A 13,297-nucleotide genomic window follows, 5' to 3' on the forward strand; every position below is an offset into this window, starting at 1 on the left:
GTGAAGCTATCCTCTCGCTATTCGAATAGAAACAGGTATCTGTGCGTCTCCATCAGCGATTGTGCATTCAATCATGTTGGCTGCATATGCATCCACTGTAAAAACAAAAACGTGTGTTGGCACCCGTCGCTACTTAACGACTAGGCACCAACACACGTCTTGGAACTACAATCATTTCACCGAAACATTCATTGTTTCGTCTACTTGACGCTCACCCACGGATACTTGGATGGCTCGTCAAACAATAGACGAATTCGGTCTGGCGAGCGTCCTTCTTCATCAAATAACAATAGCTCATTCTCTTCCTGTAACCAGGCGACAGGGATTTTGTAATCCTCCTGTGGACCAATCTGCCAGTAACGTCCAAGATCATGACCATTGAGATGAAGCGTGCCTTTGCTCATTCCAGTAAGTCTTACCTTCACATTCACATCATACTGGTCGGATACGGCTGGCATTTTAAAGTTCCAACGGTACCATGCAGGCTGACCTTCTCCCTGATTGGCAGTACGATTGCCAGTAGTAGCCGCATGTTCGCCCAGAAGACTAGATGGCACTCCTACCTCTTGTGTCTCCCACTGCTGCGGAAGCAATGCATCATTACCCGCCATACGCCAACCGCTCAATTCATCGGCACTACGATACAAGATCAGTTCAAGCCGCTCAAGCGGGGATTTGGAATAAGGCATTTCCAATGTATTGACTTCACCTTCACGCAGATAGCTGGAAAGGTCAACGGTAGCGAAGGAGAACCAATCATGGTAACCTTCCATCGGCACTTCGGTGCCGTTCACGCGAAGCCCTTTGCTTACAGCACCAACCAGAATCGCACGGTCATTGCCATCTAGCTCAAAACTTCTGCTCAGAAGTGGAGCTTCCGCTAGATTGTTCACTTCATTCAGTTGTATAGATGCATCTGCCGCCTGCCAGTCACGACGAATATCCTGTACCGAACCGCCCAGATATGCAGAACCAGCAAGCCCTTTGCTCTCTCCGAGATTCGGTGAGAAATTCAACCTACCCATTTGCTGCACGAGAATCTGCAGCGTATTATGACCTTTGGCTGCTTGAATGTTCACACCTGCGGCACCAACCTGACGCACTAATGCCTGTTCTACCTGATTCACATAGACTCTTGCGGTATCTTGAAGATCAGGAAGTACAATATGCGTCATTCCGCCATTCGGACTTTCGAAATCACACTCGTAGAGCAGATAACCGAAATCTTGCCCGTACTGTGAGAAGTGCTCGGGTTGCCCACTTGCTGGACGCTGATCAGCTGCCAGTTTCACACGTGCTACCTCTGGAGAACGTGACAATATTGGTGCCACTGGAGGTGTAAGTGCTGCAACGGATGAAGCTGACAACGGCTCACTTGTTTCTGTCCGAGCGATGAATTCACGCCCTGTCCACGTCTGCTCGCCATCCTGCCAATCGCCGAGTAACACTACAGTGCGATCCAGATCAGAGATCGACCCTTTCACCTGGCCATTCGGTAAGACTTGAACCTCATCAAAGCCAATCGCATAACGATGTTCATTCTGACTAACACCATCTAAGCGCCATGTACGGTTCATCGAGTCCCGATCGAGCACAATCAATCGAATGGACACATCGCCCGCCTGCAGACGAATGATTCCCGGTTCACGGAAGTGGAATAAGTCGAAGCGATATAGATCTCGTGCCGGATCCTTCTCCACAAGAACCTGCATGCTACTGCTAACGACTTCCAATGCAGGCGCTTCCAGATCCAATACAGATCGCTGTCCGGAATCTGCTGAGATGAACAAGTTCAGCTCTCCGTTAATCATCTCATTACCCGTGATCAAGGCTCCGCTCGTTACATAGACGTTATCCGCAAGGCGAACGCGATCCAGCACCGGAATGATCTGTCCAGGATTTACAGTGATCGGAAGTGTTCGACCATCTTCAAACGTTATGGTAGTTCCCTCACGTTCACCTTTGTGGCTTTCTACAAACCAGATATGCTGGTTATCCGCAGTGCGACCACGTACAGACAATCCTTCCGGGTGACGGATTTTAACCTGCTCTGTAGGAACCGCTTCCGATTCAAGAAGCAGTGGCCCGAATGCATCTACAAAATAAGATACCGTTTTCGTAACTGCATATTTCTCGGTTACACGCCCATATTCATTCAGCGGAGCATCGTAATCGTAGGAAGTGATCATAAAGATATCGCTGCTACCTATCGTTCTACCGCCATATCCACCGAAATTCGTACCACCAAAGAACATGTAGTGGCTAATGCCCGTATATCCGGTTTGGAGAATTTCCATGATTCGTCTCTCAAGTAAAGCCGGTGTCTTCTGGATTGCGGAAGGCCCACCCCAATTCTCAAACCATCCGGTCCAGAACTCGGTCACCATCTTCGGCGTATCTGGCTGCTTCGCTCTGAGCTTCGCATAGTGCCCATCTGCACCCGACCAGAAATTAGCGCCCTCAATAGTGCCTTCTGCTCCTCCGACACAAGTGATCAAAGGCACATCAATTCCACGCTGTAATAACCCATCGCGTAGATAGATCATATGCTCGCTTGCCGCTTCGTCATCCTTGATATATTCATACTCGTTCTCGACTTGCACCAGAATGACAGTGCCGCCAGAGGAAATCTGACGCTTACGGATAATCGGTACGAGTTGGTCAAAATATAGATCCACATAATGGAGATACGTTTCATTATTTTCACGGAACTTAATGTCAGGCTTCGTTCCGAGCCAATAAGGGAAGCCGCCGAAATCCCATTCAGCACAGATAAACGGCCCCGGACGAGCGATAACCCACATTCCGAGCTCTGCACACAGATCAAGGAATTCTCCGCAATCGTTGTCTCCTTCGAAGTTCCACTGCCCTTCCTCAGGCTCATGGACATTCCAAGCAAAATACGTATCAATGCAGTTCATGCCAGCAAGCTTGGCTTTCACTAGCAACTGTCTCCACTCTTCCTTTGGCATCCGGAAGTAATGAATTGTAGCACTATTCAGAAATACGCGCTCTCCATTTAGCATGAAGCTACGCTGGTCATACGTCAGCTCCAATGGAAGCTGGTCTGATGTGGAGCCAATAATTTGGGAATCGACATTGTTCTCGCCTGCTTGATCTTGAACCAACAGGGATGGTTTCTCTCTCATCGATGTGTTCCCCTCCTTCTATCTAATTCAGTTCAACCTTGTATAACATACCATTATTGAGATTGAAGTGTAACCCCTTCCAATACAACGGTTGTAATCGAATTTTCTGCCGTATTGACCTCTATTCCATTTGAATAAACTTTAATGTCCTCCAACTGCTTCATATCTGAGTCCGGTGAGGTTTGATAGACCTGTGCAGTAGTTGAATTCCCATAGGTAAACGGCTCCAGTGCAAACGAGGTCTTGCCAGCAGATAACTCGTTACGAATCACTAACACCAGCCGTTGACTGGTCTTGTCATATGCCGCCAGTGTCCGCCCATCATCCGTTGGAATGATCATTGCACCCGGACGGATGAACTTCGTGAACTGAGCCATACCATAATACTGTTTGGTAAGTTCATACGAATCTTGTGCAGCAAAATCCGCATGGATGAAGCCCCAGTTGTTATTTGCACCTTCATCTTCTACCGCCTGCCAATATACCCAAGCCGAAGGCTGCATCACTTTGAGGTCGAACATAATGCGCTCAGCCAGTTCCTGTACTGATGTCATATCGTCATGACTATGCGGCTCGCTTCCACCTGTTCCATACTCGGACATCCACAGCTTCTTGCCATGCTTCTTAGCAAGCTCGCGGAGTTCCTCCATTTTGCTTCCATTATAAGAGTGAGTGTTGATCTGTGAGATCGCATCCAATGTGTCCTGATCATAGAGGCTGAAATTGAATACCGTCTCATCAATACTATTATCGTCCGCTGCGCTAACGACCGTGCCGTCCAAACCTTTGCTTTGAAGAGAAGCCGCTACTTTCTTGATAATCTCTGCCTGCTTGTCGTTGCTAAAATGACTGCCTTCCTGCATATTGCCCTTCTTCCACCAGTCCGAGGACGGCTCGTTCAAAGGGTCAAGTGTGCGGAACGTAATGCCCCACTCATCGCGATAATGTCTAACCACTTCTGTTAAATAATCGGCAAATGCATCATACTGATCTTCCTGCAAATTATTACTTCCATCGACTGCTCCCGTAACAGATCCACTGATCGTCATCCAGTACGGCGGCGAATTCGAGAAGGCTTCCGCAATGTCAGCGCCTCGTTCCAATGCACCTTTCAATACCGCACGTTGACCTGCATCCGCCTCCCAGTCCCATTCGCCCGGTTCAGGTTGGAAGCCAGGAACATCGCCCCGGGACGTAACGCTTTCATCTCAGGGTTCTCCTCGCCTCCAATGTTGTAACGAACAATATTCAGTCCAAGCCCTTTGGCTGGGTCAAATACCAGATCCATCACTTCATCTACCTTCGCCTGATCCTTCCATTCACCCATATTGTTCGCCCACCACGCAAGTGATGTTCCCCAACCTTCAAAGTGATCATAGGACTGCTCCAGCTTCAAATTCACAGGTTCTCCCTCAAAGGCAAGTGGCTTCGATTGTCCATTGGCAAATTGATTCAATACAATTCCTCCTCCAGCTAGCAGTACAACCAGGGCTGCACCCATCAGGATGTAGCTTCGTCTGCGTCTGCTACGATGTTGATCACGACTCATGGTTCACACAATCCTCTCTCCAGTGCACCGATCGTGCATGTGTAGTCACCTTTGTGTGTCTGACACTTGTTTGCCTATACATTTTGGTTTCCTAACGTTAAATTGTTACGTTGGAGCGGCACATGTTAGGTAACATCTCGCTACATCACTTTCGTTACTTGATACCGCTGCTGCCTCCGCTAATGTTTGCTTCATATACATAACGTTGTCCGAATAGATAAACGAGTACCATCGGAATCGTTAGGAATAGCGAAGCGATCATGACTAAGTTCCATGGAGGCATCTGCCCGCCACCAACGGTTGTCAGAAGTTGAACACCAAGGGCAAGTGGCATTTTCTCCGGATCATTGATATAAATGAGCGGCCCCATGAAGTTCCCCCAGTTATAGGAGAACGAGAAAATAGCGATAGCAGCCAATATTGGATAGGTCAGCGGCATAATAATTTTCCAGTAGATCCCCGGATGACCCATGCCGTCAATCATCGCTGCTTCATCCAGTGATTTTGGAATACTCATAACAAATTGCCGGATCAGGAATACGTTGAACGCACCCGCGAAGAAGCTTGGTACGATCAGTGGATAGAAGGTATTAATCCAGTCCAGATGACGGAAGATGATAAATTGCGGCACCATCGTAACCTCACCTGGAATCATCATTGTGCTGAGCAGCACGATAAATAAGAAACGACTGCCTCTCGCTTTAATTCGCGCGAATCCATACGATACGATCGATGCAGACAATACAGATCCGATAATCGTGAATACCGTGATAATAATAGAGTTTTTCAGATAAGTGCCAAGATTATTGTTCGTAAAGATGGTGTAGAAGTTCGACCATTGGAATTCGAGTGGAATAAACGTAAAGGCTGATTTTACCGTCGTTGCGTCACTCGCCAGTGCAATAGAGATCATGTACAGGAAAGGGGAAGCCAGCAGCACCCCGACCAGAATCAGAAAAATGTAGGATATCGTCTTCTCGACAGTCGATGGATTACTCATTCGCTTTTCCCTCCTCGTAGTGCACCCATAGCGCTGATGAACGGAACACAACCAGGGTCAGTGCCATGATGATGATGAATAATACCCAAGCAATTGCGGATGCATATCCCATTTTGTAGAACTGGAATGCATTCTGGAACAGGTATGGTACAACCATCTGACTTGAATTATCTGGTCCACCAGCTGTAACGATAAATACCTGTGCGAACGTCTGGAGCGCGCCAATCATGCCTGTTACCAGGTTGAAGAAAATGACGGGCGTAAGCATTGGAAATGTAATGTGAAAGAAGGATTGCGAGCTTTTGGCTCCATCAATGGCAGCGGCCTCGTACAACTCCTGAGGGATACCCTTCATACCCGCCAGCAGCAGTACCACGCCGCCCCCAACGCCCCATAAGGACATGAGAATCAATGCAGGTTTTACCCAATTCGGATCAAGGAGCCAAGCAGGACCTTGAATACCGAATACAGCAAGCGCCTGGTTAATCAAGCCCTCTGTTGGTGCAAGCAAGTGGATAAAGAGCAAGGAGCTTGCTACGACTGGAACGACAGAAGGTAGATAGAATAGAATGCGGAAGAACGTAATTCCTTTAATTTTTTTGTTGAGATAATAGGCAATCCAGAGTGAGATGGACATCCCTAGTGGTATTGATATCAAGGCATAGAAAAAGGTGTTACCCACCGACTTCCAGAAGATCGGGTCATCGGTTAACAAGGTTTTGTAGTTATCAATACCGATGAAATTCGGGGACTGGAACAGATCCCAGTTGGTGAAGCTCATGTAGATGGAAAACAAAATCGGGCCCAGGGTAAGTCCTAGGAAACCAATTAGCCAAGGCGAGATAAAGATATAAAACCATTTCCCGTCCTTTTTCTTCACGTTAAGCCCTCCCATAACAAAGCGAGCAGACGGAACCCGGGTTCATGCCGAATTCCGTCTGTCCCCCTGTCGATCTATTTGTTCGTGTTCAAAAGGTTCGCTCTTGAACAACCTCTATTTATAGATTCTTTCCAGTCCACTCTGAATCTCGTTTACGGTATCATCGAGTGCAGCTTTGTTGTTGAAATACACGCCGAGCTTGTCATTGATCAGCTTCATCATTTCATTCCATTGTGGATTGAACGGTTCAGCGTAAATGGTAGATTCACTAAAAGCAGCCATATTGATTTTTTTGCCACCATATTCCGCATTAAGGAACTCGTCGCTGGAGAGACCTGCTTTCGTTGCTGGTGCATCCTGGCCTGCTTTGATCATTGGCATCTGAGCTTCAGGGGTCGTGAGTGCTTCGATCACCTTGAACGCTTCATCCTTATGTTTGGATGCATTGGTAATCGTGAAGCCATTGAAGAACGCGTTGGTTTCACCCCAGATCGGAGAGATATCCCAGTTGATGCCTTCTACCTTAGCAAGTGAACCAATATTCCAGAATCCTGTCGTTTCCATCGCGATTTTGCCTTGAGCAAACAGCGGGTCAGCACCGATATTTCCCATATCCGCAATCTCCGTTGGTGTCGGGCTTGCACCGTGTACAAACGTTAAGTCATTCATGAACTGCAACGCTTTGCGCACAGGCTCTGTATTGAACGAAGGTTTACCATTCTCGTCGAAGATTCCGCCACCGTTCTGGTAGATCAATTGCATCCATTGCGGCCACCAGCTACCTGGATAGTAACCCCATTGAACCGTCTTGCCGTTCTCTTGCACGGTCAGCTTCTGAGCTGCCGCCAGCAGATCTTCTTGTGTCCATTCCTTGGTTGGGTATTCTACACCAGCCTTGTCGAACAGATCTTTGTTATAGAAAAGCACCATCGCGCCAGCGCGGTCAGGCATTCCGAATTGTTTGCCATCATATTTCATCAAGTTCGCGATATCGTCTGAATAACGCTCTGACATGTTCACATTGTGCTCCTTGATCATGTCATCGAGCGGAATAATCTGATTCTTAGAGGCGTACGCCTGATAGTTCTCGGCAATCATCATGATGTCAGGTGCAGTACCGCCGGCAATCATCGTCTGTACCTTCTGGTCATAATCCCCTGCAACAACGTTGAGCTTCACGTTAATGTCCGGATAGGTTTGTTTCACAATGTCGAGCCGTTCCTGATAAATCTTCTTCTCATCCTCTGAGCCCCAGATCGTCATACTTAGATCGACTTTGCCACCTTCCGAACCGCTTGCTCCACCATTCTCGCCTTTACTACAGGCTGTCAGACCAAATACCATGACCAGCATCAATAACGAAATGACCTTTAAACTTCTTCTCATACTGTACGCCCCCTTGGATAATGAATGGATTATTTCATTGAAACCCATTTCATGAAATGGGTTTCATTAAGCTGAAACATAAAACCCGCTTCACTTTATGAAAGGGGTTTCATTTACGCACTCATTATATTTCACCCTTGGAGAAAATGTCAACGCTTTCTTTTTGAGAACGTAACCCTTTTCATCGTGGTGCTGGCCCTGTACTTTGACGTATGATGAGTTCAGGTTGCAGGATCGTTTGCTTCTTCACTTGTCGCTGATTAATCAGCTCATGCAGCTTATCCACCGCCAGTTTGCCCAGTTGATACGTGTTCTGAGAGACGGTTGTAAGTTCAGGAATCACAGCACTTGCGAGTGGTGTATCATCGAAACCTACGATCGAAATATCTCTCGGTATGGATAAGCCGTGCTCAATGGTCGTCTTCATTGCACCAATCGCCGTATTGTCATTCACGCAGATGACTGCTGTTGGCGGATTATCACACTCCAGAAGCTTAGCCATCTCCCGCTTACCGTCATCAATGGAGAAGCTGCCCAATAAGAGTCTGTCCTTCGGGATTTCGAGACCATGCTCACGGAGCTTTTTCTGAACCGCCTTGACCTTAACCATCGTGGTCGCTAACTCCTTCAATCCACCCACAAATGCAATGTCCTTATGTCCCAGTTCGAGTAAATGTTCAGCTGCTAGAGCCGCCCCAGCACCTTCATCCGTATACACGCGGTGGAAGCCGCCTTTGGCAATATTGCCATTGACCAGCACAACCGGCGTACGTTTGCCAACATCAATCAATTCCTGAGCCATGTCATCCGGACAGGACTGCATATTAATGCGCCCGCCTAGGAAAATAATACCGTCTACCCGCTTCTCGCGCAGCATGGACAGGTATTCAGACTCTCGATTGTAATCGCCTGCGGTGTTACAGAGAAAGAATGTATATCCTAGACCACGCGCCTCGTTCTCTGCGCCCCAGAATACTTCCGGGAAGAATGGATTCGTAATATCTGGCAGGATGATTGCAATGGTGCCTGTTTCTTTTTTGATCAGACTGCGCGCTTGGGCGTTAGGTTGGAATTGGTGCTTGGCGATAATCGACATGATCTTTTCCCTCGTGCTTGCACGTACGGGTGCCGTATCATTAAGCACCCGGGAAACCGTGGATACAGATACGTTCGCCTCTTTGGCAATATCATATATCGTAATAGGTGTCATATGTAGAACCTTCCTTTTTCGCTGATTTTCCTGCTTATCATACCAGATTAGGATTATCGATGAAACGGGTTTCATTGGACGACTTTGGAGCCAGAACGACTCCCCTGCCGTGTCATGAGAATGCTTAACCCTTCTCAGACTTTCCATCCTTCTCTTTTGTAAAAATAAACAGCTTACTGTCGGCATTCACAATTTGTGTGCCATTGTTTAGTTGCACGAGCGAGGTATGCCAGTGGGTATGCCCGCAGAACACGACCGTTTCCGATCCGGCTTCCAAAGCCTGACGGATCAATGCTTCACCCATCAGCCCGAGCTCGGCAATGCCTGGGCTCTGGTGCAGTACGAGGCAATCCGGCTGCTGCTTCAGCAGCTTGCTCAAGGATTGCAGGTACTGCTCTTCCGGCAGCCGGTTCGGCTTATCCGGCCTGCCGATGATGCCGCCAAGGCCAGCAACGCGTAGCGGCTGACTGGCGGCAGAGGACGCGAGCCCATCCATGGGCAGGCTCGCGTTAATCACGACGGGCGCATCCATGTAATGGATAGCCGCGTCGCTGTGTAACCGATGGGCGCCTGCCTCATCGGTGAGATCATGGTTGCCGTCCACGCCGGCAACCCAGCCGAAGGCGTCCCTGAAGGCAAGCCAGACGGGAACCGGATTGCCGCTGGCTCCCCTTTTCCCGCGCCGGGCATATAGGTCACCACATAGCAATACACCCACTCGATTCGGATCAATCTCAGGCATCTCCACCTCAAGTAGCAAGCGAACATAATCCGGTAACACCTCGCCCAATAACGAATCCTCCTCTCTGCTCAATGTTGGTTCATCTTGAGATGGTCTATGTGTAGAAATCTGAACGTCTGAATTCGAAGCAATCCCAGTGTTGTCTCTGACGTAAGGCAGAGGTACAATCCCCTGCAAATCCGAGCTTACAATCAGCGCATCCAGTCCGTTCGGAAGACCCGAGATGGTTCCAACATAGATGGGAAGTTGTGCCGCTTGCACTTCTCCGCCTGGGACAGCATTCAGGTAATCCAGTGTTTCAATCGGGTGCTCTGACAGTGTAATAATTCTCAATGATGGTACCTCCTTGCTCTTAACAATGACTTAACTATTTCCTATGCTTATTTCTGAACTACTCCTTAGTCTACTTCTTCAACTATATGTTGGGCTAGCTCCTGAGTTGTTCATGATTCGCGTGATGAAGACAATACATATTTATTTTTCTCCATTTCGTTCTCGATTTCATCTTCTATTTGCCAGCGATTCTCCATATATTATTAATGTAAGCGAATTCATTTGGCGATTAGAGGAGTGTGAACGTTGTATGATCATTCAGGTTAGCCCATTGGCAGAATCACGACTTAGCGCAAAACTCAAGGATCAGCCGGGCTATTTCAAGCTATTTTATGACACGGATGGATGTGGATGTGACGGTATTGCTGTGCTCCTAATCGTTAATGAACCAGACAGCGATGACATCCCGATTGAATCCAGTACGCTCCCTTTTCTTATCAACAAGCAGCAGCAAATTTATTTTGAACCCAACTTACGCCTGCAGTCGGAAAACAGCTTCCCCTGCTTTCGCCTATGCAGCGATTCCATGATCTATGGCAGCAATGTGAAGGTGTACGATCTTCGGGATACGGCGGAAGTAGCCCCGCAGCCAACTGGATGGGTTGTACGATAAAAATATAGCATAAAAATGCACAAAAACCCAAAAACCTCCATCCCTATCATACATGGGAATGGAGGTTTTTGCGTGAATCCATTTTTAGCATACTATTCGGTTTTGAACTTCGCTGATTCTGCAGCAAGCTGCTCCGTCAGACCATTAATCGTATCCACCATCTCAGCAAGATGTCCTGTCATGCCAGACTGTTCCTGCATCGTCGCTGTTACTTCCTCTACAGAAGCGGATACTTGCTCACCTGAAGCAGACAAGTTCTGTGCCGCACCTAGAACGTCATCTTTATCTCGTTCAATGGATTCAATCTGGGAGGCAATGGCTTGAACCTGATCCATGAGATCATTCATATGCTCTGTTACGAAATTAAAGGTCTGCTTCGTCTGATTCACACTCTGTTTCTGTTGCTCCGTAATCGTCTCAATCGCTTGTACACTGCGGTTATTTTGCTCCACATGCTCAATCGTCTTCGTCACAATGCGACTAATATTCTCCGATTGGGACGTAGTCTGCTCCGCAAGTTTACGAATCTCGGAAGCAACTACGGCGAAGCCGCGTCCATGCTCCCCCGCTCTTGCTGCTTCAATGGATGCATTGAGTGCTAACAGCTTCGTTTGCGTCGCAATCTCCGAGATGGTACCCGTGATCTGATGGATATCGGAAGAGCTCTCCGCAAGCTGAAGGGTTGTCTGTGAAATATTGTGCACTTCAGCTTCGTTCTGATCGTTGACCATAATAAGTGCATCAATCACGGCATGGTTATTCTTGAAGGCATCTGTAATGCCATCCGCCTTCTGCTTCACTTCTTGTGACATCTCATTCACGCTCGCGATCTTGTCGCCCACGTTCATGAATTTATTAACAATCGCTTCGGTATCATTCGCCTGAGACTCCATAGCGCGCGAGATTTCCACGGCTGTTGTAGTTGTATCGGCAATCGATGCTGACGTCTGCTGTGTGGAACGGTCTAACTCTGTCGTGCTGGTATTCAGGACTCCAATGGAATGATTCATCCTGGAGATCAATTGTTTATTGCCTTGTGCCATAGCATTGAAGCTATCGACCAATGCCTTGAATTCACCGCTGTATTTCCCCTGTGCTTGAACGGTCAAGTCACCGCCCGCAAGTTGTCTGAACAGAACTGTCAGACGGCTGATTGGCTTGGTTACCAGGCGTGAGATTAAGATGCCCGATAGGATCGACACAGCAATTGCAACGAGCAGCACAATAATCATTTTGTTTGCCATCGCAGTTAACGGTTTCTTGACATCCTCGTAGCTGTCCTCCACAATAATCGTCCAATCGGATCTTGGAATCTTGGAGTAAAATACGACTTTATCCTCCGTGCTTGCCTCGCCCTGTTGCAGTTGATCACTCGCAGGCAGATCAACCAGAGACTGATATTCTCCGTCTGTCATCTTCTGGCTAATCAATGTCTCATCTGCTGAATGGTAGATTACCGTTCCTACACGATCCAGAACAATGACTTTTCCAGCCTCATTGATTTTAATACTATGCAGTTGATCTACGAAGAACGCAGTGGATACAACCGAAGTGAGTATGCCCAGCACTTGATTATTCTCGTCATAGATCGGCATCGCGAAGACATTGCCCAGTGTGCCTAACGACTTCGAGATTACACCTTCACTGATGATGTTCTTACCTTCCATAGCTTGTTGAAAATATAATCGATCTGACCGGTCACCCTGTAGCGCTTCGGGATTGTTCGATGCTACCACGAGCCCGCTACGATCCAGTAGCATAATGGTGCTATTGCCCTCCATACCTGCCAGATTATCCGCCAGTATTCCGTTCGCTTGATCTATCATTTCACTATTGTCCGCAAAAAAAGCCTCTGTATCTTGTCCCTCTTGATTTCGAATGGCTAATAAATCTCGAAACACTCCATGTGTCGTAATAAGGAATGTAGATTGTTCCTCCATACTTAACGTTGCAAATAAACCCTCCCCAACCCGGTCAGAAGTTGCTCGAATCTCATCTTTACTTTTGTCCAGTGTGATGCCTTCGGCCACTTTGTAACAAAGCACGGCTGTCGCTGCCAGTACGATACATACCAGCACACTGATCATCAGCGGCAGTTTTACTTTGAACGACATGTTGGCCATTCGCTCCCTCGCCTTAGCGATTAACTTCAATACATTCACCATCCATTTTAGGTCATAATTAGCGCCCACTTCATATGGGTTAATTCTATATCGGCAGATATAATATAAACCTACAGTATGGAAAGCGTTTTAAATTTAAATTATTTTTCAACTACCTTTTTCATCCAAAATTTGAGGGTATAAATTGAAAAGAGGGCTTACCTTTAGTAGAATCGGTATTTACCATACCAACGATTCAGCGAGGTTGTTTTGGTAGCGTTTATGCAGTTTTTCTAATTGCAATGCAGAATAAATACATACACACTTGTAGAA

10 protein-coding genes are annotated in these 13,297 nt (G+C 47.4%); 1 reads left to right on the top strand and 9 read right to left on the bottom strand.

Features of this window, described 5'->3' with window-relative positions; all coding sequences use genetic code 11:
* Positions 1-200 precede the first annotated feature (200 nt).
* The 8 genes from DMB88_RS22385 to DMB88_RS22415 all read right to left on the bottom strand — a co-directional run bounded on the left by DMB88_RS22385 (position 201) and on the right by DMB88_RS22415 (position 10,249).
* On the bottom strand, positions 201-3,149 hold the full coding sequence (locus tag DMB88_RS22385; protein WP_128103125.1) for a beta-galactosidase: 2,949 nt from the start codon (positions 3,147-3,149) through the stop codon (positions 201-203).
* A gap of 53 nt (positions 3,150-3,202) precedes the next feature.
* Entirely contained in the window at positions 3,203-4,264 is a 1,062-nt protein-coding gene (locus DMB88_RS22390; protein WP_254438307.1) for a glycoside hydrolase, read from the bottom strand.
* Positions 4,261-4,698, bottom strand: coding sequence for a hypothetical protein (locus DMB88_RS31505; RefSeq protein ID WP_254438308.1), 438 nt, complete (start codon positions 4,696-4,698; stop codon positions 4,261-4,263). Before DMB88_RS31505 ends, DMB88_RS22390 begins: the two co-directional genes overlap by 4 nt.
* Before the next feature lie 154 nt (positions 4,699-4,852).
* The gene (locus DMB88_RS22395; RefSeq protein ID WP_056701540.1) at positions 4,853-5,698 is read right to left on the bottom strand and encodes a carbohydrate ABC transporter permease; all 846 of its coding nucleotides are present in this window, start codon (positions 5,696-5,698) and stop codon (positions 4,853-4,855) included.
* Positions 5,691-6,578 carry a carbohydrate ABC transporter permease gene (locus tag DMB88_RS22400; protein WP_128103126.1) on the bottom strand — a complete coding sequence of 296 codons (888 nt, stop codon included), beginning with the start codon at positions 6,576-6,578 and terminating at the stop codon, positions 5,691-5,693. Before DMB88_RS22400 ends, DMB88_RS22395 begins: the two co-directional genes overlap by 8 nt.
* 114 nt (positions 6,579-6,692) lie before the next feature.
* On the bottom strand, positions 6,693-7,964 hold the full coding sequence (locus tag DMB88_RS22405) for an ABC transporter substrate-binding protein (protein WP_128103127.1): 1,272 nt from the start codon (positions 7,962-7,964) through the stop codon (positions 6,693-6,695).
* 181 nt (positions 7,965-8,145) lie between these two features.
* Positions 8,146-9,174: a LacI family DNA-binding transcriptional regulator gene (locus DMB88_RS22410; RefSeq protein ID WP_128103128.1), complete on the bottom strand. Its 1,029-nt coding sequence runs from the start codon at positions 9,172-9,174 to the stop codon at positions 8,146-8,148.
* Positions 9,175-9,298: 124 nt separating this feature from the next.
* A complete protein-coding gene (locus DMB88_RS22415; RefSeq protein ID WP_128103129.1) occupies positions 9,299-10,249 on the bottom strand; it encodes a metallophosphoesterase family protein in 951 nt (316 codons plus the stop codon).
* 250 nt (positions 10,250-10,499) lie between these two features.
* Here DMB88_RS22415 and DMB88_RS22420 point away from each other — a divergent pair, with 250 nt between their 5' ends.
* Complete coding sequence (locus DMB88_RS22420; protein ID WP_128103130.1) at positions 10,500-10,862, top strand: iron-sulfur cluster biosynthesis family protein; 363 nt, start codon at positions 10,500-10,502, stop codon at positions 10,860-10,862.
* Between the two features lie 92 nt (positions 10,863-10,954).
* Here the strand turns inward: DMB88_RS22420 and DMB88_RS22425 are convergent, their stop codons facing one another.
* A complete protein-coding gene (locus tag DMB88_RS22425) occupies positions 10,955-12,976 on the bottom strand; it encodes a methyl-accepting chemotaxis protein (protein ID WP_164848768.1) in 2,022 nt (673 codons plus the stop codon).
* Positions 12,977-13,297: the final 321 nt, after the last annotated feature.

The sequence above is a fragment of the Paenibacillus sp. DCT19 genome, from assembly GCF_003268635.1.
Lineage (GTDB): Bacteria > Bacillota > Bacilli > Paenibacillales > Paenibacillaceae > Paenibacillus.